At 75.0% G+C, this 21122-nt stretch carries 18 protein-coding genes; 10 read left to right on the top strand and 8 right to left on the bottom strand.

The features are described from left to right. The first annotated feature begins 80 nt into the window (after positions 1 to 80). Complete coding sequence (locus FHX71_RS11110; protein WP_182616193.1) at positions 81 to 2225, top strand: glycosyltransferase; 2145 nt, start codon at positions 81 to 83, stop codon at positions 2223 to 2225. Then, on the top strand, positions 2222 to 3529 hold the full coding sequence (locus tag FHX71_RS11105; RefSeq protein ID WP_182616191.1) for a nucleotide disphospho-sugar-binding domain-containing protein: 1308 nt from the start codon (positions 2222 to 2224) through the stop codon (positions 3527 to 3529). The genes FHX71_RS11110 and FHX71_RS11105 overlap by 4 nt, the downstream gene beginning before the upstream one ends. Here the strand turns inward: FHX71_RS11105 and FHX71_RS11100 are convergent. Next, on the bottom strand, positions 3493 to 4182 hold the full coding sequence (locus FHX71_RS11100; protein ID WP_182616190.1) for a hypothetical protein: 690 nt from the start codon (positions 4180 to 4182) through the stop codon (positions 3493 to 3495). The genes FHX71_RS11105 and FHX71_RS11100 overlap by 37 nt on opposite strands. A 164-nt stretch (positions 4183 to 4346) precedes the next feature. On the opposite strand from FHX71_RS11100, the gene FHX71_RS11095 reads away from it, so the two are divergent. Genes FHX71_RS11095 through FHX71_RS11085 form a run of 3 tightly spaced genes read left to right on the top strand, consistent with a single transcriptional unit; the run spans position 4347 to position 7658 of the window. Continuing rightward, entirely contained in the window at positions 4347 to 5333 is a 987-nt protein-coding gene (locus FHX71_RS11095) for a phosphotransferase family protein (RefSeq protein ID WP_182616188.1), read from the top strand. Positions 5334 to 5335: 2 nt separating this feature from the next. After that, positions 5336 to 6709, top strand: coding sequence for an MATE family efflux transporter (locus FHX71_RS11090; RefSeq protein ID WP_182616186.1), 1374 nt, complete (start codon positions 5336 to 5338; stop codon positions 6707 to 6709). Between the two features lie 4 nt (positions 6710 to 6713). After that, positions 6714 to 7658 (top strand): diacylglycerol/lipid kinase family protein, encoded by a 945-nt coding sequence (locus FHX71_RS11085; protein WP_182616183.1) that lies wholly within the window; start codon positions 6714 to 6716, stop codon positions 7656 to 7658. Here the strand turns inward: FHX71_RS11085 and FHX71_RS11080 are convergent. Next, positions 7645 to 9096 (bottom strand): PH domain-containing protein, encoded by a 1452-nt coding sequence (locus FHX71_RS11080; RefSeq protein ID WP_220489640.1) that lies wholly within the window; start codon positions 9094 to 9096, stop codon positions 7645 to 7647. The two genes, FHX71_RS11085 and FHX71_RS11080, sit on opposite strands and share 14 nt — an antisense overlap. 188 nt (positions 9097 to 9284) lie before the next feature. Beyond that, the gene (locus tag FHX71_RS11075; RefSeq protein WP_312877013.1) at positions 9285 to 9806 is read right to left on the bottom strand and encodes a PH domain-containing protein; all 522 of its coding nucleotides are present in this window, start codon (positions 9804 to 9806) and stop codon (positions 9285 to 9287) included. A gap of 131 nt (positions 9807 to 9937) precedes the next feature. Between FHX71_RS11075 and FHX71_RS11070 the strand changes: the two genes are divergently transcribed. Next, on the top strand, positions 9938 to 11284 hold the full coding sequence (locus FHX71_RS11070; protein WP_182616181.1) for an FAD-binding oxidoreductase: 1347 nt from the start codon (positions 9938 to 9940) through the stop codon (positions 11282 to 11284). 49 nt (positions 11285 to 11333) lie between these two features. Here the strand turns inward: FHX71_RS11070 and FHX71_RS11065 are convergent, their stop codons facing one another. From FHX71_RS11065 to FHX71_RS11050, 4 genes are all read right to left on the bottom strand, one after another. Next, positions 11334 to 11879 carry a ferritin gene (locus FHX71_RS11065; protein WP_182616179.1) on the bottom strand — a complete coding sequence of 182 codons (546 nt, stop codon included), beginning with the start codon at positions 11877 to 11879 and terminating at the stop codon, positions 11334 to 11336. Between the two features lie 43 nt (positions 11880 to 11922). Continuing rightward, positions 11923 to 12378: a hypothetical protein gene (locus tag FHX71_RS11060; RefSeq protein ID WP_182616177.1), complete on the bottom strand. Its 456-nt coding sequence runs from the start codon at positions 12376 to 12378 to the stop codon at positions 11923 to 11925. Between the two features lie 91 nt (positions 12379 to 12469). Next, on the bottom strand, positions 12470 to 13423 hold the full coding sequence (locus FHX71_RS11055; RefSeq protein WP_182616175.1) for an NAD-dependent epimerase/dehydratase family protein: 954 nt from the start codon (positions 13421 to 13423) through the stop codon (positions 12470 to 12472). Then, positions 13420 to 13875 carry a MerR family transcriptional regulator gene (locus tag FHX71_RS11050; RefSeq protein WP_182616173.1) on the bottom strand — a complete coding sequence of 152 codons (456 nt, stop codon included), beginning with the start codon at positions 13873 to 13875 and terminating at the stop codon, positions 13420 to 13422. Before FHX71_RS11050 ends, FHX71_RS11055 begins: the two co-directional genes overlap by 4 nt. Before the next feature lie 177 nt (positions 13876 to 14052). Here FHX71_RS11050 and FHX71_RS11045 point away from each other — a divergent pair, with 177 nt between their 5' ends. From FHX71_RS11045 to FHX71_RS11030, 4 genes are read left to right on the top strand one after another with little or no spacing between them, the layout of a single operon-like run. Continuing rightward, complete coding sequence (locus FHX71_RS11045) at positions 14053 to 14343, top strand: Rv0250c family protein (RefSeq protein WP_182616171.1); 291 nt, start codon at positions 14053 to 14055, stop codon at positions 14341 to 14343. Next, positions 14340 to 15164 (top strand): succinate dehydrogenase subunit SdhC, encoded by an 825-nt coding sequence (gene sdhC / locus FHX71_RS11040; protein ID WP_182616168.1) that lies wholly within the window; start codon positions 14340 to 14342, stop codon positions 15162 to 15164. The genes FHX71_RS11045 and sdhC overlap by 4 nt, the downstream gene beginning before the upstream one ends. Before the next feature lie 27 nt (positions 15165 to 15191). Beyond that, positions 15192 to 17222, top strand: a complete 2031-nt coding sequence (locus FHX71_RS11035; RefSeq protein WP_246402523.1) for a fumarate reductase/succinate dehydrogenase flavoprotein subunit — start codon at positions 15192 to 15194, stop codon at positions 17220 to 17222. Beyond that, positions 17219 to 17971, top strand: coding sequence for a succinate dehydrogenase/fumarate reductase iron-sulfur subunit (locus tag FHX71_RS11030; RefSeq protein ID WP_182616166.1), 753 nt, complete (start codon positions 17219 to 17221; stop codon positions 17969 to 17971). Before FHX71_RS11035 ends, FHX71_RS11030 begins: the two co-directional genes overlap by 4 nt. 24 nt (positions 17972 to 17995) lie before the next feature. Here the strand turns inward: FHX71_RS11030 and FHX71_RS11025 are convergent, their stop codons facing one another. Beyond that, entirely contained in the window at positions 17996 to 21076 is a 3081-nt protein-coding gene (locus tag FHX71_RS11025) for an AfsR/SARP family transcriptional regulator (protein WP_182616163.1), read from the bottom strand. Between the last annotated feature and the right edge of the window lie 46 nt (positions 21077 to 21122).

The following is a 21122-nucleotide window of genomic DNA, read 5'->3' as shown; positions in this document are numbered from 1 at the left end:
ACGCTACCTGCGCGCACGTCGTGCCCGTTACCATTCCATCGACGGCTTCCTGCGGCCGTTCCTCACAGGAAGCTGGGCACATGGGGATCCAGACCACCTTGGACGCGCTCGCGGGTGCTCCGCGCATCATCGACGCGATGCGGCTCGCCGACGACCTCGCGCTCGAGGCCCGTCGCGACCCCGGACTGCGCACCCTCCGGGTGCTCTCCGCGGCGATCGACAGGGACGACCAGGTCGTCGCGATCGCCGCCGTGCACGCGCTGGCCGGCGTCGTGGACCAGCAGGCCTCGCGGCGGCTCAGCGGGCTGCTGTCCGACGACCGCCCGTTCGTCCGGGAGCACGCCGCCTGGGCGCTGAGCGAGACGCTCCCGCGGATCGACGCGATCGCCCGGCTGCTCGCGCTCGTCGCCGGCGGCGGCTTCACCGGCATGCTCGCGCAGGACACGCTCGAGAAGTGGTCGGGCGCGGTGGGCGACCCGCTCGCCGTCGCGGTCGAGGCCGCTCTCCTGGGCGTCGTCGAGCCGGGCGCCCGCACCCGCCTCGTCGAGACGCTGGGGCTCGTGCGCCAGCCCGTCGCCGACCGGGTCCTGGTCGAGGTGGCCCTCGACGGGCGGGAGCACGAGGACGTCCGGGTCGCGGCGATCGCCGCACTCGGCCAGCGCGCGACCTCCGTCCCGGTCACCGAGGCGCTGGAGCGCCTCGCCGACGGCGACGGACGGCTGTCCGAGGTGGCCCACCTCGCCCTCGTCGACCTCCGGGTCGTCGAGTCCCACCCCGAGGACACCGGCGGCGGGCTGACCGTCGCCCAGCTCTTCCTCCACGCCGACATCGACCCGTCGCTGTCGGCGGCGGGGGCCGGGGACAACGGCGGCATCGCCACGCTCCTCGTGCGGCTCGGCGACGCCCTGGTCGCCGACCCCGGCGCGCACGTCGACCGGGTGCTCACCCTCTCCCGGGGTGATGCGACCCGCGCCGCCGCCGACCTGCTCTCGATCGGGTCCGCGACCGGCCACGTCTACGGGCACGTCCCGCTCTCCCCGGTACCGGTGCCCTCCGCCTCCGCGTGGCCGCTGCGCGTCACGGCGCGGCGCGGCATCCGCCGGCTGCTGCGCGCCGCCGGGCGCGTGGACGTGCTGCACCTGCGCATGGCCGACGTCGGCAGCCTCGCCGCGCGCGACGTCGCCCGCGAGCGCGGGATCCCCGTCGTGTTCACGGTCGCCCCCGACCCGCACTCGATCATCCAGTCGCTGGACCGCTCCGGTGCGCTGACCCGGTCGACCTTCGGCGAGACCGACCTGGCCGAGCACTTCTGGTTCCGCACCCGCATGGTGCAGACCCTGGCGGCCAACGCGGCGCACACGGTCCTGTTCCCCCGGCCCGAGCTCGCCCGCGACATGCGGGAGCTCGTCGGCATCGACGTCGCCGCCTACCCCGAGCGGCACACCATCGTCGCCGAGGGGGTCGACCTCGAGGTCGTCGACCGCGCCGTGGCCGAGGCGTCGGCCGCATCTCCTGTCGACGCCGCTCCCGTCGACGGCCTGGCGGCCCTGCTCGACGACCTGCCCGAGCACCGCCGCGGCCTCCCGCTGGTCGCGACCGTGGGCCGGCTGCACCGGGTGAAGGGCATGGCGACCCTCGTCGAGGCGTGGGCCGCGAGCGACCTGGCCGACCGTGCCAACCTGCTCGTCATCGGCGGCGACCTGGAGCACCCGTCCCTCGACGAGCGGGAACAGCTGGACCGCATCGACGCCGTGGTGCCTGCCGCGTCCCGGGCGCGGGCGGGCCTGCTGCTGCCGGGACACCTGCCGAACGGCGTCGCCGCGCGCTGGCTCGCCGCGGTGCGGTTCGGTGTGCCGGGCCGGGCGGCACCGCGCGGGGTCTACGTCTGCGCCAGCCTCAAGGAGGAGTTCGGCATCGCCCTGCTGGAGGCGATGGCGACCGGGCTCATGGTCGTCGCCCCCGACGCGGGCGGCCCGGCGACCTACGTCGAGGACGGGGTCACCGGCGTGCTCGCCGCGACCTGGGACCCGGTGGCGCTGGCGTCCGCCGTCGGCACCGCCCTCGACCTGGCCGCCCGCGGCGACGAGGGCGCCGCCGCCCGCGCGCACGACATGGTGGCGGCCCGCTTCACGATCCAGGGGATGGCCGCCGCCCTCGGTCCCGTCTACCGCGAGGTCACGGTGCACGAGGCCGAGCTGCTGCGCGCCGCGGGGCCGGTCACGTGACGCTCCTCGTCATCACCCCCGACTACGCCTCGCACGTGCTGCCGCTCGCGACCCTCGCGACGGCGTGGCGCGACGCCGGCTCCGACGTGGTCGTGGCCACCGGCCCGGCCACGGCGGCCGTCGTGGCCGGATTCGGCCTCGACCGCGTCGACCTGCCGCTCGGCCGCGGGTCGAACGCCGGGGTCATGCGCGCCGGGGAGCAGCCGAAGGACGAGGCGGCGTCGCTGGAGGGCTTCTTCGACGCGACCCGGCGGGGCATGGTGCCGACCCTGAGCTATCAGGCCCGCGAGCGGCTGACCGACCTCATGTGGGACCCGGTCGGACGCGCGCGGCGCACGCTGGAGGTGGTCGAGCAGGTCGCGCCCGACGCGATCCTCGTCGACCACCTCGCCTTCAGCGCGCGCCTGGCCCTGCAGACCGCCGGCATCGCCTACGGCGACGTCGTGCTGGGCCACCCGAGCGCCCTGCCCGTCGCCGGCGAGGTCTACGGCTGCCCGCCGGCGTGGCCGGGCGCCTTCACGCCGTCGTCCGGGGAGCTCGACGACCTGCGGCTGCTGTGCGGCGAGGTCGCGCGCCGGTTCACCGCCCAGTGGAACGCCGCCGCGCGTGAGCTCGACCCGGCCGCCGCCGAGACGCCCGACGCCTTCGCCTCCCACGGCGACACCGTGCTGTACAACTATCCCGCCGCCCTGGCCGCCGGTGACGGGCGCGTCCTGCCGCCGCACGCCTTCCTGGGCTCGACCCGGCGCGAGGAGCGCGTCGACGACGACGTCGAACGGTGGCTGGCCGACGGCGAGCCGTACGCCTACGTGAGCTTCGGCAGCTTCCTGTCGGTGCGCGACGACGTGCTCGCCCGGGTCGCCGAGGCGCTCCGCCGCGTCGGCCTGCGCGCCGCCGTCGCGACGGGCGCCGGTGACCCGGCCGCCCTCGGGGAGATACCCGCGACGTGGCTCGTGCGCGACGTCCTGCCGCAGGTGCGCCTGCTGGGCGGCGCGGCCCTCGCCGTCACCCACGGGGGCAACAACTCCGTCACCGAGGCGGTGGGCCAGGGGGTGCCGCTCCTCGTGCTCCCGTTCTCGACCGACCAGTTCGCGGGGGCGGCCGCCGTCGAGCGCCGCGGCATCGGCCGGGTCCTGGACCCGAACCGGGCCGGGGCCGCGGCCCTCGCCGACGCGATCCGCGAGGTGCTGTCCCTCGGCGCCGCGCCGCGCGGCCTGCTCGACGACATCGCCCGGGAGCAGGCGCTCCGGCCCGGCCCGGGCATCGCCTACGACGTGCTGACGGGCGCCTCGGCGACGAGCTGAGCCATCGCCGCCGGGTCGCCGGCCGCCGCGCGGTAGCGCTCCATCCGTGCGGCGTTGGCCTCGTACTGCGTGCCGGCGCGCACCTCGCCGACGTGGTGCAGCGCGTAGACCCGGCCCGGGTGACGCACCGGCTCGCCGCCGAGCAGCACCTGGTGCGCGAGGAACCACGCGGCGTCCTCGAAGCCCCAGCCCCGGAAGTTCTCGTCCTGCCCGCCGTGGGCGGCCCAGGTACGCGGCGTCGCGACGTACACGCCGGAGCACGCGCCGATCACGAGCTCGAACGAGCACTCCGGCAGCGGCACCCCCGCGTCGAACTGTGCCGAGCCGTCCCGGCCGAGCCAGCGGTACTCGTCGTACGGCAGGTGCACGCGGTCGCTCGCCGCGGCCGCCTGGATCGCCGCGCGCAGCGGCTCCGGCTCGGGCAGGGTGTCCGCGTCGCCCACGACGACCACGGTGCCCTCCGGAGCGTCGCGCATGGCCTTGTTGCGACACGCCGCGAGGACGAACGGCTCGTCGTCGGTGTCGACCGTCGCGACCCGCAGCTCGGGAAGACGCTCGGCGTACCAGGCGAGCACCCGCTCGAACGCGGGGACGCGGGACGGCGCGGGACGCCAGGGGAGCACGACGACGGCCGGGACGCGCGGGGGATTCACGGCCTCACCCTAGACGGAGCCGCTCCGCGCCGCGCGTACCTACCAGCGCGCTTACCTACCAGATGGTAGATATCTGTCCCTCGATGGTCCTACACTGCGTTGCGTACGACCGTACGTATCCCGGGCCGCGCCCGGAACTCCCTGAGCATCGAGGACGAGGACCAGTGGACAGCATCACCAAGAACCGCCAGTCGACAACGACGCTGCGGGCCATGATCGAGCGGGCCTACGGCCCGGACCAGGTGCCCGACGGCGAGGACTTCGCCACCGAGCTGTCCTACGGGTTCTTCAACGCCCTGTACCGGGTGCGCCTGCGCGACGGCGCGCAGGCCGTGCTCAAGATCGCCCCGCCCGCGGGAGTGGCCCTCATGGCGCGCGAGCACGGGATGATGCGGAACGAGATCGCGGCGATGGAGCTCGTCCGGCGCGCGTCTGACGTGCCGGTGCCGCGGGTGCACCACAACGACGTGACGGGCGACCTGTGCGGCGCCGACTGGTTCGCCATGGAGTACGTCGACGCCGCGTGCTTCGGCATCGCCGCCGAGGCGGGGGAGCTGACCCCGGAGGTGGTGGACGCCGGGTTCGAGCACCTCGGCGCCCTGAACCGGGACCTCAACCGCATCGTCGGCGAGCGCTTCGGGCCGGTCGACGGCCCCGGGTTCGCGACCTGGCCCGAGGCCGCCACGACGATGTTCGCCGACGTCCTGGCCGACGGCGCCCGGGCCGGCGTCGACCTCGGGTGGGACGCCGACGTCGTCCGCAAGGTCTGGGACGACCACGCCGACGTGCTCGCCGAGGTGACCGTGCCGCGCTTCGTCGAGGTGGACCTGTGGGCCAAGAACTCGATGATCCGCGAGGGGCGGATCGTCGCGATCATCGACCACGAGCGCGCGATGTTCGGCGACCCGCTGATGGAGGCCGGGCTGACCGGCCTGGACCTGCCGTTCTTCCCGGACCCGACGCCGTTCCGGCGGGGCTTCGGCCTGACGGGGCTGACCGACGGCGAGCGCACACGCCGGCACCTCTACACCCTCTGGCTCGCCGTCACCATGCTCGTGGAGACCACGTACCGCGAGCAGACCCCGGAGCAGTACCGCTGGGCCCGCGAGCAGCTCGACATCGTGCTCGGCCTGCTCGGCCGGACGAGGTAACCGTGCGGCGGACAGGGTCCGCCGACGGCGCGGCCGACCTGCTCGGCACCCGCCCCGTCGGCCGGCTGCTGTGGCACACCTCCTCCCAGACCACCCTCTCGGTCGGCGTCTACGGGATCTACGCCCTGACGAACGCCTGGTTCGTGGCCCGCGGCGTCGGGCCGACGGCGATGGCAGCCGTCAACCTCGTCGCCCCGGTGCTGCTGGGCCTGGGCGCCGTCGCGACGACGGTCGGCGTCGGCGGGGCGTCCCTGGTCTCGCGCAGCCTCGGCGCGGGCGACCCCGCCCGGGCCGCCCGCGCCGCCGGCAACGCCTTCGTGCTGTTCTGGGCCGTCGCCGTCACCACGACCGTGCTCGGCCTGACCTTCCTCGGCCCGCTGCTGACCCTGCTCGGCGCCACGGGCGCGACCCGGCAGTACGCGCACGACTACGCCGTCGTCCTCCTGGCCGGGGCGGTCTTCGCCACCGGCTTCTCCAGCCTCATCCGGGCCGAGGGGCGGATGGCGTACTCGACGATGGTCTGGGTCGTGGCCGTCGTCGTGCAGATCGTCCTGGACCCGCTGCTCATCTTCGTGCTCGACCTCGGCGTCCGGGGCGCCGCGCTCGGCACCGTCGGCGGGCAGGCCGTCTCGGCGGCGCTGAGCCTCTGGTTCTTCTTCGGCCGGCGCGACCGGCCCTACCGCATCCGCTGGGCCGACCTGCGGCCCCACCCGCCGACGATCGGCGCGCTGCTGGGCATCGGCGCGCCGTCGTTCCTGGCCGGGCTCGGCACCACCGTGCTCACCGTGCTGGTCAACCTCGCGCTCGCCCGCACCGGGGGCGCCGTCGCCCTGGCCGCGTTCGCCGTCTGCGCGCGTATCCAGACCTTCGCCGCCATGCCCCAGACCGGCATCAGCCAGGGCCTGCAGCCGGTCGTCGGCTACAACGCCGGCGCGCGGCTCACCGGCCGGGTCGACCGCGCACGGGTGCTCAGCCTGCGCGCCACGGTGCTCTACGGCCTCGGCGCGGCGGGCCTCGTCATCGCGTTCGCGGAACCCCTCGTCGGCTTCTTCCTCGACGACGCCGCCACCGCGCGGGCCGGCGCCGAGGCGCTCCGGATCGTCGCCGCGGGCCTCGCCCTCGCCGGGGTCGCGCCGCTCGTCTCCGCTTACTTCCAGGCCCTCGGGCAGGCCCGGCCGTCCTACCTCGTGTCCATCGGGACCCTCGTGGTGCTCAAGATCCCGCTCGTGCTCGCCCTGGGCCACGCCGGCCCGACGTGGACCTTCGTCGCGCTCGCCGCGGGTGAGATCGCCGCGGCGGTCGCGGCGCTGGTCGTGCTCCGTGTCGCGACGCGGGAGGGACGTTTCGGGGGCAGGTGTCGCGGCGTGCGAGCATGACGCCATGACCGCACGCGTCGGGATCATCTGGAACCCCTCGAAGACCACCAAGCAGGCCCTCGACACGGCGCTGGATCGGGCCGTCCACGCCGAGCGCGTCGACGTCGAGAGGGAATGGTTCGAGACGACGAAGGACGACCCCGGCCAGGGTGCCGCCGCCCGCGCGATCGAGGCCGGCGCCGACGTGCTCGTCGTCGCGGGAGGCGACGGCACCGTCCGTGCCGTCGCCGAGCACCTCGCGCAGTCGGGCGCCGACGTCGAGCTGGGCATCGTGCCGCTCGGCACCGGCAACCTGCTCGCCCGCAACCTGCGGGTCCCGCTCCTGAACCCGGCCGCCGCGTTCCGGCGGGCGCTCAGCGGCGAGTCCCGCCTGATCGACGTCGGCTGGCTGGAGATCGACCTCGAGGGCGGCACCGAGCGTCACGGGTTCGCCGTCATGGCCGGGTTCGGCCTCGACGCGCACATGATCACCGAGACCGACGACGACCTCAAGGACAAGGTGGGCTGGCTCGCCTACGTCGAGTCGCTCGGGCGGGCCCTGTCGGCCAGCGGCACCCTCGGCGTCAAGATCACCGCCGACGGCCGCGAGCTCGACCGGGACAGCGCGCACACCCTGCTGGTCGGCAACTGCGGCATGCTCCAGGCGGGCATCACGCTCCTGCCCGACGCCGACCCCGGCGACGGCGAGCTGGACCTGCTGGTCCTGAGCGCCGACGGAGCCGCCGGCTGGGTCGACACGCTGCGCAACATGGTGTGGGACAACGGCATCAAGCGGGTGCTGGCCGGCAGCGCCTCGGCCGAGAGCTCCGAGAGCGCGACCCACGGCCGCGTGCGCAGCCTGCAGGTCGAGCTCACGGAGCCCCGGGTGTTCGAGATCGACGGCGAGGACCTGGGCGAGTCGAGCCGGGTCGAGGTCAGCGTCCAGGAGGGCGCGATCAGGGTGCGCTGACCGGCTCACCCGCGGCGTCGGTCGCGCCGGTCTGGTCGGTCGCGCCGGTCACCAGGAACGGCCGCAGCAGGCCCGGGACGGCGGCGTCGGCCAGCGTGAGGCCATCCGTCTCCCCGGCGTCGCGCACGGCGTACGCGCCGGAACCCGCCGCCGTGGTCGCGAGCACCGTGACCAGCCCGGCGCGCCGCTGGAACACCGACTGCCGCACGGTCCAGCCCACGATGCCGCGCCGCTGGAGCGCCACCGTGGCGCGGTGGACGCTGCCGCTGCGCGCGACCAGGTAGCCGTCCGTCAGGGTGTGCCCGAGCGCGCGGTACGCGTCCAGCGCCAGCAGCACCGCGACCGGCACGAGCACCAGCGCGCTGATCCACGCGACGTGCAGCAGCACGGGCGTGAGCAGCAGCCCGAGCACCACGAGCACGGCCTCCGTGACGAGCACCGCGCTCAGCGCCCAGCGCAGCCGGCGTCCGCGCGCGGCGACCGGGTGCCCGGTGAGCGGCGCCGCCGTCGGCGGGGAGGCCTGCTCACGGAGCACGTCGGCGGCGACCCGGTCGGCCAGCGCCTTGGGCGCCACGGGCAGCAGGATCTGGCTGTCGCTCTTGTCCTCCTCACCGGTCGCGAGGCCGGTCGCGACGGCGTCCACGCGCGCCCCGCCCGCCAGCCGGGCCGCGAGCGGCTCGACCACCTCGACGCCGCGCAGCCGGGACTCCTCCAGGGAGATCGACCGCGTGGTGAGCAGGCCGCGCCGCACCTGCAGCGTGCCGTCGGGCTGCCGGTCCAGGGTGTGGTTCCACCAGGCCTCGACCCACAGCGCGACGGTCGCGACGCCGCCGACGACGAACAGGGCCACGGCCAGCACCGCCGCCACGATCAGGAACGGCCCGAGGCCGAACCAGGACCCGACCGTGCCGAACAGCCGCTCCTGCATGCCGAACCACTCGGCCACCTGGATCAGGCCGCCCGCGGCCGCGGCGCCGAGCGCCGGGGTGAGGAAGGACAGCGGGGCGAACCGGAGCCAGGCGGGGTCGAAGCGGGCGAGGGAGCCGTCGCTGCTGTCTTCCTCGTCGGCGCCCTCGCGGGTGCCGGGCGCGGCGTGCGCGAGCAGCGTGGCGCGCAGGGCGTCGGCGGACGCGCGGCGCAGCGGCCAGAGCGTCACCGTGCCCTCGGTCCCGGCCTGTTCCCCCGTGCCCACCCGGACGGTCGCGGTGCCGAGCACGCGCAGCACCGGGTCGGCAGTCAGGTCGACCGAGCGGATGCGCTCGCGCCGCAGCGCCAGGCGCTTGCGCACGACGACGCCGGTGTGCACGTGGAACCGTTCGGCGTCGACGCGGTAGCGCGTGACGCGCCACATCCACTCGCCGGAGACACCGCCCGCGACCACCACGAGGAGCAGCGGGGGCAGCACCCAGGCCAGCGCGAAGCCGATCCCGCTGCCCACGGCCAGCCAGTACCCCGTGATCAGGGCCGCGCCGCCGGCGGGCAGGATCGTGTAGACGGCGCCCGCGATGAAGGCCCGGCGGTCCAGGCGTTCCCAGGTCTCGTCGGGCTCGGCGGTGTCCGGTTCGACGGCGTCGGGCGTGGTCTCGGGGCCGCCGTCCGCGGCGAGGTCCCCGGGGCCGGCGGCGCTCAGGTCGCGTCCTCGGGCGTGGCCTGCGTGGCGTGCGTCAGGTTCGCGGAGAGCTCGGCGGCCGTCCCGGCGTCGAGCCCCTCGATCTTGACGGCGCCCCGGGCGGACGCCGTCGTCACCGTGAGCGTTGCGAGGCCGAAGCGCTGCTCCAGCGGCCCGCGGGCGGTGTCGACGGTCTGGATGCGGGACAGCGGGGCGACGCGCCACTCCTGGAAGAACCAGCCGGTGCGGGTGTAGACGGCCTCGTCGGTGACCTCCCAGCGGTGGTGGCGGAACCACAGCCGCGGCAGGGCGATCGCGGCGGCCGCGCCCAGCACCACCAGCACCCCCGCGGGCAGGAAAAGCCAGAAGCGCGCGGGCGCGATCAGGATGCCCAGCACCAGCAGGACGACGACGGGGACCGCCGTGAGCAGGACCCACTGCAGGGCCCACCAGCCCACGGCGCGGGGGTCGACGGCATGTCGTGGCGGGCGCAGCCGCACGGGCGCGCTCGGATTCTCGTCGGTCAGCGGCGATATCACGCGGTCATGGTCCCAAGGCCCGCCGCCCGCGGCAACGATTGTCGGGCTGTGTCGGCGGTTCGGTCGATCCTGGCAGACGGCGATCCCGGCCGGCTGCGATGAGTCCTGCGGCGACGGGCCGTCTGCCCTCCATGGACATCACGGAGGACTCGCCCACGACAGGGCTCGACGTACGGCGCCCGGGCGACGCCGGCTTCGACGCGGCCCGCACGATCTGGAACGCGATGGTGGACCGCCGGCCGGCCCTCGTGGTCCGGTGCCGCTCGGCGGCCGACGTCGCCGGGGCCCTGGCGCTGGCCCGCCGCGAGGGCCTGGAGGTGGGCGTCCGGTGCGGCGGCCACAGCGTCGTCGGGCACGGGGTGCCGGACGGCGGCCTGATGATCGACCTCACGCCCATGAGCGAGGTGCGGGTGGACCCGGAGCGGCGGCGGGCGTGGGTGCAGGGCGGGGCCCTGCTCGGCGCGCTCGACGCCGCGACCCAGCCGCACGGCCTGGCCACCACCGCGGGCAACGTGTCGCACACGGGCGTCGGCGGGCTCACCCTGGGCGGTGGCATGGGCTGGCTGGCCCGCCGGTACGGCCTGGCCTGCGACAACGTCGTCGCCTACGAGGTGGTGACGGCGGACGGCGAGGTGCTCCGGGCGTCGGCCGACGAGCGGCCCGAGCTGTTCTGGGCGCTGCGGGGCGGCGGCGGGAACTTCGGCGTCGTGACCGAGTTCGAGTTCCGGCTGCACGACACCGGCACGCGGGCGCTGAGCGTCGAGCTGGACTTCCCGATCGGTCCCGCTGGTGGGTCGGAGGCGGGGCGCTCGTCGGCGTCGTCCGCCGCCTACCGGTGGCGCGACCTGAGCGCCTACGCCCCGCGGGAGGCCACGTACACGGCGGGCGTGCACGACGGCGTCGCGACGCTCGGCTTCGTCTGGGTCGGCGACCCCGACGACGGCCATGCGCACGCGCGGGAGCTCGACGCCCTGGGCACGCCGAGCGCGCGGCGGGTCGACGAGCTGTCCTACGTGGACCTGCAGACGCGGGAGGACAGCGTCGAGGGCCACGCCGTCCGCCGCTACTGGAAGGGCCACTACTTCCGGGACCTGCCCGACGCCGCCCTCGACGCCCTGCTCGCCCACGACCCCGAGGTGCGGGCCGGGCTGCAGGCGTACGGCGGCGCCATCGCCGAGGTGCCCGACGACGAGTCCGCGTTCAGCCAGCGCGACGCCCGCTTCGAGTACGTCGTGGCGACCGGCTGGACCGACCCCGCCGAGGACGAGCGCCGCATGGCCGCCGCCCGGTCGAGCGCGGCCCTGCTGGAGCCGTTCGCCAGCGGTGTCTACGTCAACGTCCTGGGCGACGAGGGCGCCGGCGGCGTCCGCCGGGCCTACCCGCCGGCCAAGCTGGCCCGGCTCGCCGCGGTCAAGCGCACCTACGACCCGGACAACGTCTTCCACCTCAACCAGAACATCCCGCCGGCCCCGGCCTGACGGCGGCCGGGGCCGACCCGGAAGAGTCAGCCCCGGCTCACCGCGAGTCTCAGAGCGACCCGCCCGCAACGCGCGGGGCCGCCGCGGACTCGCCCGCGTCGCCGATGGTCTCGCGGGCCACGTAGTTCTCCAGGTCGAACAGGTTGTCGCCGGCCCGCCTCGCGACGGTGACGAGGGTGGTCGCGGCGGCGACCTCCTCGACCTGCTCCTCCAGGAACCACAGCAGGAACTGCTCGCCGAGCGCGTCGCCCTCGGCGCGGGCCGCGCGGAAGATCGCCTCGATCTGCTTGGTGACCTGCTGCTCCTGGTCGAGCGCGAGCTGCAGGGGCTCCAGCACGTCCTTGAAGTCGTTCTGCACGTCGGGGGTGCCCGGGATGGCCACGGGCAGCGACCGGTCCAGGTGGTACTGCACGATCATCATGCCGTGGTTGCGCTCCTCCAGCGCCTGCCGGTAGAAGTGCGCGGCGAGCTGCGGCAGGTCGTGGCTGTCGAACCAGACGGCGATGGCCACGTACTGCAGGTGCGCCGCGAACTCGTGGCCCACCTGCTCGCCCAGGAGTCGCAGGTACTCGGAGTTCTCCTCGGTGGTCGTCATGGGGCCCACGCTAGGACATCTGCCGGGCGGGCGCGGCGGCAGGTCAGAGGTCGGGCCGGTGCAGGTGCGCCGGGGCCAGGTCGAGGCGCTGGGCGAGGGCGTGGCAGAGGCCTTCGACGTCGGGGCTGGCCGCGCAGCCGACCCAGAGGGCGAAGGGTCCGGCGCACCCGCAGGCGCCGTCGGGCAGCCACTCGCTCGCCCATCCGGAGACCGCCGCGGCCAGGAGCTGCCCGCGCCGCGGCCGGGGTGCGCCGGGGGAGCGCCGCAGGACGGTCAGGCTCATGCCGGGCGGCAGCACCCAGTCCGCCGGGTCGACGTGCCGCTGACCGCCCGTGGCGCCGACCTCCACGAACACCTGGCCGTACGCGTAGACCGGGAGCAGGTCGATCAGCTCCCGCAGTCGCGGCGCGTCGTGCGCGTCGCCCGCGAGGAGCAGGTGCAGGCCCCAGCGGTCGTCGTACTCGTCGTGCCACTGGTGTCCGTAGAGGTGGTCCGTCACGTCGTCGTCTCCTAGGTCAGGTAAGGCTTACCTAACACTATGGGCGGTGGTGGGGCAACGACGCAGAGCCGACGGTTCGGTGTGACCTGCGTCAACCCCGGGCGAGCAGGCTGCGCGCGGTGTCCAGCAGCGTCGTGCCGGCGGGCCGGAACGACATCCCCAGCAGCCGCCGCGCCTTGTCGTTGCTGATCTCCAGGTGCGGGGGCTCGGCGCCGTCCTGCACCACCGTGGAGACGTCCGCGCCCAGCTCGCGCCGCAGCAGGTCGATCACCCAGCCCCAGGTCACGACGTCGCCGCTCGTCAGCAGGATGCGCTCGCCGACGGCCGCCGGCGTCGTCATCGCGCGGACGTGTGCCTCGGCGACGTCGCGGACGTCGACGACGCCGAACCGCAGCCGTGGGAGCACCGGCACCGCGCCGGTCAGCAGGCCCTGGACGGCCCCGACGGACGTGGACAGCCGCCCGTCCAGCACCGGGCCGAAGATCCCGGTCGGGTTGAGGACGGTCAGGCCGGGCCCGCCGTCCTGCCCGGCCACGAGGTCCCACGCGGCACGCTCGGCCAGCGCCTTGGAGCGGATGTAGGGGTCGTTCGGGTCCTCGGGGTCGGTCCAGTCCGTCTCGTCGTAGCGCCCGCCGGCCTTGGGGCTGTAGCCGACGGCGGCGAACGACGACGTCATCACGACGTGCGCCGTGCCCGCGTCCCGGGCGTGCCGCAGCACCCGCAGCGTGCCGTCGACGGCGGGCGCGATGACCTCCTCGGCCCGGTCCTCGGGCACGGAGAGGAACGGCGAGGCGACGTGGTGGACGACCGCGACGCCGTCGAGCGCCCCGGCCCAGCCCGCGTCGTCGTCCAGGGAGGTCACGACCGTCTCCAGGCGGTCGCCGGGGTCGACGCCGGCGGCGCGCACGAGGTGCCCGACGTCGTCCGCCCGGCGCGCGTCCCGCACCGTGGCGCGGACCCGGTACCCGCGCTCCAGGAGCGTGGCGACGAGCCGGCTGCCGACGTAGCCGTTGCCGCCGGTCACGAGGACGGGTGCGGCGCTCACATCTGCTCCATCGCCGCGACGGTCCGCTGGGTGGCCCGGCGCTCGGCGTCGGCGTCGCCGTCCACGCGGGACTGCCACAGGTCGGTCTTGGCCCGCAGGTACTCCAGGCGCACCGTCATCCGGGCGATCTCCGCCTCGACGCGGTCGGCGTGCGCCGCGAACAGCGCGGCCTCTTCGGCGGCTGCCGCGACGTCGCCGGGTTCGAGCAGCGCGAGGTAGCGCCGCATCTCGTCGATCGGCACGCCGGCGCCGCGCAGGCAGGACAGCGCCTCCAGCGTCTCGACGGCGCGCGGCCCGAACCGGCGGTGCCCGCTGTCGGGGTCGCGGTCCACCGGCGGGACCAGCCCGATCTGCTCGTAGTACCGCAGCGTGGACTGGCTGAGCCCGGTCCGCCGCGCGGCCTCCTGCATGGTCAGCGCCCGTCCGGGCGCCCTGCTCGTCGTCGTTCCCATGCCCTCAGGCTCCGCTACCTCAAGTGCTCGAGGTCAACCGTGCCGCCCGTCACGTCTCGTTCCCGTATCGCTCCCGCCCCGCGCCAGGTTCGCCCTTGCCATAGCCGGGCACGCACGGCAGAGTCTGGTGTGACGCACCTCACGACGGGGTGAGGCGCGTCGCCAAGGAGGTGTCCCATGACGACCGCCGAGTTCGCGACGCTGCGCCGTTCCATCGAGCAGCTGCGTCGGAGCGTCGCCGACGTGCGCGGCGCCTTCGGTGACGCACCCGAGGTCCGCAGGCTGGTGAACGACCTGGAGCGGCTGGAGATCGACGCCGGCGACCTCGCCGCGGCCCACCCCGCACAGGCGGGCGGCACGGGCCCGGCGCCCGAGCCCGTCGTCGTGCCCGACACCCCGCTGGACGCGGCGATGTTCAGCGACGCGGACGACGAGGGGCTCGGCGGCTACCACGGCGACCGGTCGTGACGGCGACCGCCCGTCGGGTCGGCGCCCGGGGCGTCGACGCACCCGGGCGTGCCGCGGTCGGTGCCCGGACGCTGCGCACGGACCGATGGTGGCTCGCGCCCGCCGCGACGGCGGCCGGCCTGCTGGTCTTCGTCGTCTACGCCACCGCGCGGGCGTTCGAGCAGGCGTACTTCTTCGCGGACGAGCGCTACCTGACGCCGTTCTACTCGCCGTGCGTCTCGCTCGGGTGCGCGTCGGCGCCGGGCTCCTCGCACTTCGGCATGTTCCTGCCCGACAACCCGCTGATCCCGTACGCGGCACTCAGCCTGCCGTTCCTGCTGGGCTTCCGGCTGACCTGCTACTACTACCGCAAGGCGTACTACCGGTCGTTCTGGCTGGCGCCGGCGGCCTGCGCGGTGCCGGAGCCGCACGCGCGGCAGACGGGCGAGACCCGGTTCCCGCTGATCCTGCAGAACGCGCACCGGTACTTCTTCTACTTCGCGGTGCTGGTCTCGCTGGTCAACACCTACGACGCGCTCGTCGCGTTCCGGCATCCCGACGACGGGTTCGTCGTCGGCGTCGGCAACCTGGTGCTGCTCGCGAACGTGGCGCTGCTGTGGTGCTACACGGCGTCCTGCCACTCGTGCCGGCACGTCATGGGCGGCCGGCTCACCCACTTCTCGAAGCACCCGGTGCGCTACTGGTTCTGGACCCGGATCTCCGCGCTGAACACGCGGCACATGTTCTTCGCGTGGATCACGCTCGCGTCGCTGATCCTCACGGACCTGTACGTGACGCTCGTGGCGCGCGGGACGATCGTCGACCTTCGCCTCATCGGATAGCGCCCGTCACCGGAAGGGAAAGCAGCCTTGACCGAGATCGAACGGCACGACTACGACGTCCTCGTGATCGGGGCGGGCGGCGCGGGGCTGCGCGCCGCGATCGAGGCCCGCGAGCGCGGGCTGCGCACGGCGATCGTGTGCAAGTCGCTGTTCGGCAAGGCGCACACCGTGATGGCCGAGGGCGGGTGCGCCGCCGCGATGGGCAACGTCAACGAGCACGACTCCTGGCAGGTGCACTTCCGCGACACGATGCGCGGCGGCAAGTTCCTGAACAGCTGGCGGATGGCGGAGCTGCACGCCAAGGAGGCGCCCGAGCGGGTCTGGGAGCTGGAGACGTACGGCGCGCTGTTCGACCGGACGCCGGACGGCCGGATCAGCCAGCGCCACTTCGGCGGGCACACCTACCCGCGACTGGCGCACGTCGGCGACCGCACCGGGCTGGAGCTGCTGCGCACCCTCCAGCAGCGCATCGTCGCGCTGCAGCAGGCCGACCACGACGAGACCGGCGACTTCGAGGCGCGGCTGCGGGTGTTCGCCGAGTGCACCGTCACGGAGCTGCTCACCGACCCCGACGGCGACGGGCACCACGCCCCGGTCGCCGGTGCCTTCGGGTACTGGCGGGAGTCGGGCCGGCACGTGCTGTTCTCCGCGCCGGCCGTCGTGCTGGCCACGGGCGGGATCGGCAAGTCCTTCCAGGTCACGTCGAACTCGTGGGAGTACACGGGGGACGGGCACGCCCTCGCCCTGCGGGCCGGCGCGAGCCTGGTGGACATGGAGTTCGTCCAGTTCCACCCCACGGGCATGGTCTGGCCGCCCAGCGTCAAGGGCATCCTCGTGACCGAGGGCGTGCGCGGCGACGGCGGCGTGCTGCGCAACTCCGACGGGGAGCGCTTCATGTTCGGGTACGTGCCCGACGTCTTCAAGGGGCAGTACGCCCAGACCGAGGACGAGGCCGACCGCTGGTACGACGACCAGGAGAGCAACCGCCGCACCCCCGACCTGCTGCCGCGCGACGAGGTGGCCCGCGCGATCAACACCGAGGTCAAGGAGGGACGCGGCTCCCCGCACGGCGGCGTCTACCTCGACATCGCCAGCCGCATGCCCGCCGACGAGATCCGGCGGCGCCTGCCCTCGATGTACCACCAGTTCAAGGAGCTGGCCGACGTCGACATCACGGCCGAGCCCATGGAGGTGGGCCCCACCTGCCACTACGTGATGGGCGGCATCGCCGTGGACCCCGACACCGGGCAGTCCCGCGTGCCGGGGCTGTTCGCGGCGGGGGAGTGCGCCGGCGGGATGCACGGCTCCAACCGGCTCGGCGGCAACTCGCTGTCCGACCTGCTGGTGTTCGGCCGCCGCGCCGGGCTCGGCGCGGCGGACTACGTCGTCGGCCTGGAGCGCCGGCCGGCAGTCCGGGACGACGACGTCGAGCTGGCCGCCGCCATGACGCTCGCCCCCTTCGAGGCGCACCCCGCCGGCCTCGCGGGCGAGAACCCCTACACGCTGCACGCCGAGCTGCAGCGCGTGATGAACGACCTGGTCGGCATCATCCGTACCGAGCAGGAGATGGTCGCCGCGCTCGATCGGCTCGCCGAGCTGCGGGCCCGCGTGCACGACGTGGTCGTCGAGGGCCACCGGCAGTACAACCCCGGCTGGCACCTCGCGCTCGACCTGCGCAACATGCTCATGGTCAGCGAGGCCGTCGCGTCCTCCGCGCTGCTACGTACCGAGAGCCGCGGCGGGCACACCCGCGAGGACTACCCCGGCCTCGACGCCACGTGGCGGCACCGGGTGCTGGTGACCCACTGCGTCCGGTCCGGCTCCGGGCTCGGTGCGGGGGCCGGCGCGGGGGCCGCCGTCGTACCGCGGACCGCCGTCGAGCCCGCCGAACGGGAACCCATGCGCCCGGACCTGCTCGCCCTGTTCGACCTGACCGAGCTGGAGAAGTACTACACGCCGGCCGAGCTGGCCGGGCACCCGGACGCGAGGCACCCGGACGCAGGGCACCCGAACGTCGGGCGGGCCGCGGCGCCGCAACCCGAGGGAGGCACGGCATGAGCTACAAGGGCCGGTTCCGGGTCTGGCGCGGGGACGCCGACGGCGGGGCGCTCGCGGACTACACGGTCGAGGTCAACGAGGGCGAGGTGGTGCTCGACGTCCTGCACCGCCTCCAGGCCACGCAGACCCCCGACCTCGCGGTGCGGTGGAACTGCAAGGCGGGCAAGTGCGGGTCCTGCTCGGCGGAGATCGACGGGCGGCCGCGGCTGCTCTGCATGACGCGGATGTCGGTGTTCAGGCCGACCGACGTCGTGACCGTGACGCCGATGCGCACCTTCCCGGTGCTGCGCGACCTCGTGACGGACGTGTCGTTCAACTACGCGAAGGCGCGCGAGGTGCCGTCGTTCACGCCGCCCGAGGGCCTGGCGCCCGGCGAGTACCGGATGGCGCAGGTCGACGTCGAGCGCTCGCAGGAGTTCCGCAAGTGCATCGAGTGCTTCCTGTGCCAGGACACCTGCCACGTGGTGCGCGACCACGACGAGAACAAGGAGGCGTTCTCCGGCCCGCGGTTCCTGATGCGGGTGGCCGAGCTGGAGATGCACCCGCTCGACGTCGCCGACCGGGTGCCCGCCGCGCAGGAGGACCACGGCCTGGGCCGCTGCAACATCACCAAGTGCTGCACCGAGGTGTGCCCCGAGGGGATCAAGATCACCGACAACGCGCTCATCCCGATGAAGGAACGCGTCGCCGACCGGCGGTACGACCCGCTGGTCTGGCTGGGCCGGACCATCTCGCGGCGGCGGGGCTAGTGCTGCTCGGCTAGCGCTGCTGGGCTAGTGCTGCTTGGCCAGGGCGGCGGCCCGCGCGAGCTCCGCGCGGATTGCCGGGACGTCGGCCAGGCCGAGCTCGAGGTGCTGGTCGAGACAGTCCTGCCAGGCGGCGCGCGCCTCCGCCCAGCGGCCGACGTCGCCGAGCAGCGCCGCCATCCGGCGCTCGGCCGCCACCAGGTCCTGCCGCATGTCGAACTCCCGGAACCGGACCACGGCCTCCTGGTAGCAGCCGATCGCGCGCTCCAGGTCGCCGAGCGCCGTGTGCACGAAGCCCAGCGTGTCCCAGACGACGGCTCGCGTGGTCGGGTTGTCGTCGTCGTTCAGCAGCGCCAGGGCCTGCTCGGCGAGCGGCAGCGCCCGGCCGAGGTCGCCGTCGTGCGCCAGCGCCCACGCCAGGATGTTCAGCGAGTGGGCCTCGTAGTACGGCTCGCCGGTGCGGCGCCCCTGCACGAGGGCCTGCTCGGCCTGGCGCACCGCGTCGGCGTGCCGGCCCCACCGGACCAGGTCGCCGGCGTAGCCCTGGTGCGCCATCTGGAGCACCTTGATGTCGCCCAGCTCCGCGGCGAGGCCGATCGTGCGCCGGCGCAGGGCCTCGCACTCCGCCGCGCGCCCGGCGTCCGCGGCCAGGGCCGCGAGGTAGCGGGTGCACCACACCTCGGCCCGGCGGTCGCCGACCTCGACGGCGACGTCGCGCGCCGCGACCAGCACGGTCCACAGCGCGTCGCGCAGCTCGGCGCGGTGGGACAGCGTGCTGTAGAGCGCCCAGACCAGGGACAGCACCTCGCCGGTCAGCCCCTGGGCGCGGGCGGCCTCGACGACGGCGAGCAGCACCGTCCGCTCGGCCCGGAACCAGTCGGTGGGCTCCTGCTCGGGCACCCGGACCGGGCCCGGGTCCCGGACGAACTCCTGCCGCACGCGCGCGGGCCACCTGCGGCGGTCCATCTCCAGGGCCACGCCCAGGTACCAGGCCGTGACCCGCCGGACGGCGGCCTCGCGGGCCGCCCGCGGCTCGTCCTGGCGGGCCCGCTCCCCGGCGTACTCGGCGACGAGGTCGTGCATCGCGTACCGGCCGGGGGAGTGCTCCGTCACGAGGCTGACGCGGACGAGCTCTGACAGGGCGGTGCCTGTGTGGTCTGGTGCGGCGCCGTCGTCCGGACCGTCGAAGAGGGCGACGGCCGCGTCCCGCGACACGTCCGGGCCGGGGTGCACGCCGAGCAGCCGGAACATCCGGGCGCCGTCCGGCGTCAGGGCGCGGTACGACGTCGCGAACACGCTGCGGACGTCCGCCATCGCGTCGTCGTCGCCCAGCGCGTCGAGCCGGGCGCCGCCGTCGGTCAGCTCGTCCGCTACGGCGGACAGGGGGAACGCGGGCCGGGCCAGCACCCGGGCCGCGGCGATCACGACCGCGAGCGGCAGCCCCGCGCAGCGCTCCACGATCCGGCGGACGGCGTCCGGCTCGGCCGCGGCCCGCCCGGCGCCGACCCGCAGCGCCAGCAGGGCGGCACCCTCGGCGGGCGTCAGGGTGCCGAGCGGGACCCGGCGCGCGTCCCGCGCCGTCAGGCCGGACAGGGTGGCGCGGCTGGTCACCACGGTGACGGCCGGGCCGGCGCCGGGGCCGGGCAGGAGCGGCGCCACCTGGTCGGCGTCGCGGGCGTTGTCGAGCACGACGAGCAGCCGCCGTCCGGCGACGACGCTGCGGTACAGCGCGAGCCGGGCGTCCTCCGTCGCCGGGACGCGGCCCTTGGCCACCCCGAGCGCCTCCAGGAACGCCCGCACCACCTGGCCCGCCGGCACCGGGGCCGACGCCGGGTCGAAACCCCGCAGGTTCGCGTAGAGCTGCCCGTCGGGGAACCGTCCGGCCACACGGTGCGCCCAGTGCAGGGCCGTCGTCGTCTTGCCGACGCCGCCCGCGCCGTCGAGCACTACGACCCGGGGCGCGGCGTCGTCGGCCAGGAGTGTGTCGAGCGCGGCGAGGGCGTCCGCGCGACCGCTGAAGGCGAGGGGGCCCAGCGGGAGCTGGCGGGGGACCCAGCCGGGCTGGTCGGTGGTGTCTCCGCTGGTCGCGGTGGTGGTTGCTGGGCCGTTCGCTGTGCCGGTCGTTGGGCTGGTTGCTGGGCCGTTTGCTGTGCCGGTCGCTGGGCTGGTTGCTGGGCTGGTTGCTGTGGCGGCGCCCGCGCGGGTGTCGGAGCCCGCGAGGATCGCACGGTGCTGCCGGCGCAGCGCCTCCCCGGGGCCGATGCCCAGCTCGTCGGCGAGGGTCCGGTCGAGCCGGGCGTAGGCGTCGAGCGCCTCGGCACGTCGTCCGGCGGCGACGAGCGCCGTCAGGAGCTGGCCCCAGAACCGCTCCTGCAGGGGGTACCGGTCGGTGAGCTCGCGGAGCTCGGCGACGAGGGCGTCGGTCGTCGCCTCGGGGCTGCCGTCCGGCGCTCCGTCGTCCCGTGCCCGGTCGTCCGGTGCCCCGTCGTCCAGGGCTGACAGGTCGATCTCGATGCGCCGGGCGAGCGCCGTCAGACGCTGCTCGTCCAGGCGCGGGCCGTCGACCGCGTGCAGCACCACCGACCCGACGCCCTCGAACGGCGCGCCGCGCCACAGCGCCAGGGCGTCGCGGAGGCGCTGTCGTTCGGGTCGGGCCGGGTCGGAGGGTGTTGGGTCGTTGGGCGAGGCCGCGTCGTCGGACGGGGCTGGATCGCCGGGCGGGGGTGCGTCGTCGGCCTGGGCTGCGTCGTCGGGCCGGGCCGGATCGACCTGGGCCGCGACCAGCGCCGCGAACGACGCGACGTCGACCTGCCCCGCCGGGACCGCCAGCCGGTACCCGCCCGGGACGGTCTCGACGGCGTCGTCGCCGACGACGGACCTCAGCCTGCTGACCAGCACCTGGAGCGACCGCTGCGGGGAGACCGGCAGGTCCTCGCCCCACACCACCTCGACCAGGCGCTCCACCGGCACCGGGGCGCCCGCGGCGACGGCGAGTCCCGCCAGCAGCGCGCGCAGGCGGCCCGGCAGGTGCACCTCCGCGCCGTCCACCGCGACGGCGAACGGCCCCAGCACGGCGACCGTGACCGCGGGCCGCTGCCCGTCGTCCATCCGCACCCCGTCCCGCGCCGTCGCGACCCGTGCCTGCCTGTGCCTG

Source organism: Promicromonospora sukumoe (assembly GCF_014137995.1).
In the GTDB taxonomy this organism is placed as follows: domain Bacteria; phylum Actinomycetota; class Actinomycetes; order Actinomycetales; family Cellulomonadaceae; genus Promicromonospora; species Promicromonospora sukumoe.
Note: the sequence above shows the minus strand (reverse complement) of the source record. Positions and strands in the feature narration are given on the sequence as shown.

Excerpts from the sequence above, each read along its gene's own strand:
- FHX71_RS11025 (WP_182616163.1), bottom strand. The coding sequence starts at position 21,076 with ATGGACGACGGGCAGCGGCCCGCGGTCACGGTCGCCGTGCTGGGGCCG.
- FHX71_RS11085 (WP_182616183.1), top strand. The coding sequence starts at position 6,714 with ATGACCGCACGCGTCGGGATCATCTGGAACCCCTCGAAGACCACCAAG.
- FHX71_RS11065 (WP_182616179.1), bottom strand. The coding sequence starts at position 11,879 with ATGACGACCACCGAGGAGAACTCCGAGTACCTGCGACTCCTGGGCGAG.
- FHX71_RS11050 (WP_182616173.1), bottom strand. The coding sequence starts at position 13,875 with ATGGGAACGACGACGAGCAGGGCGCCCGGACGGGCGCTGACCATGCAG.
- FHX71_RS11070 (WP_182616181.1), top strand. The coding sequence starts at position 9,938 with ATGGACATCACGGAGGACTCGCCCACGACAGGGCTCGACGTACGGCGC.
- FHX71_RS11045 (WP_182616171.1), top strand. The coding sequence starts at position 14,053 with ATGACGACCGCCGAGTTCGCGACGCTGCGCCGTTCCATCGAGCAGCTG.
- FHX71_RS11110 (WP_182616193.1), top strand. The coding sequence starts at position 81 with ATGGGGATCCAGACCACCTTGGACGCGCTCGCGGGTGCTCCGCGCATC.
- FHX71_RS11030 (WP_182616166.1), top strand. The coding sequence starts at position 17,219 with ATGAGCTACAAGGGCCGGTTCCGGGTCTGGCGCGGGGACGCCGACGGC.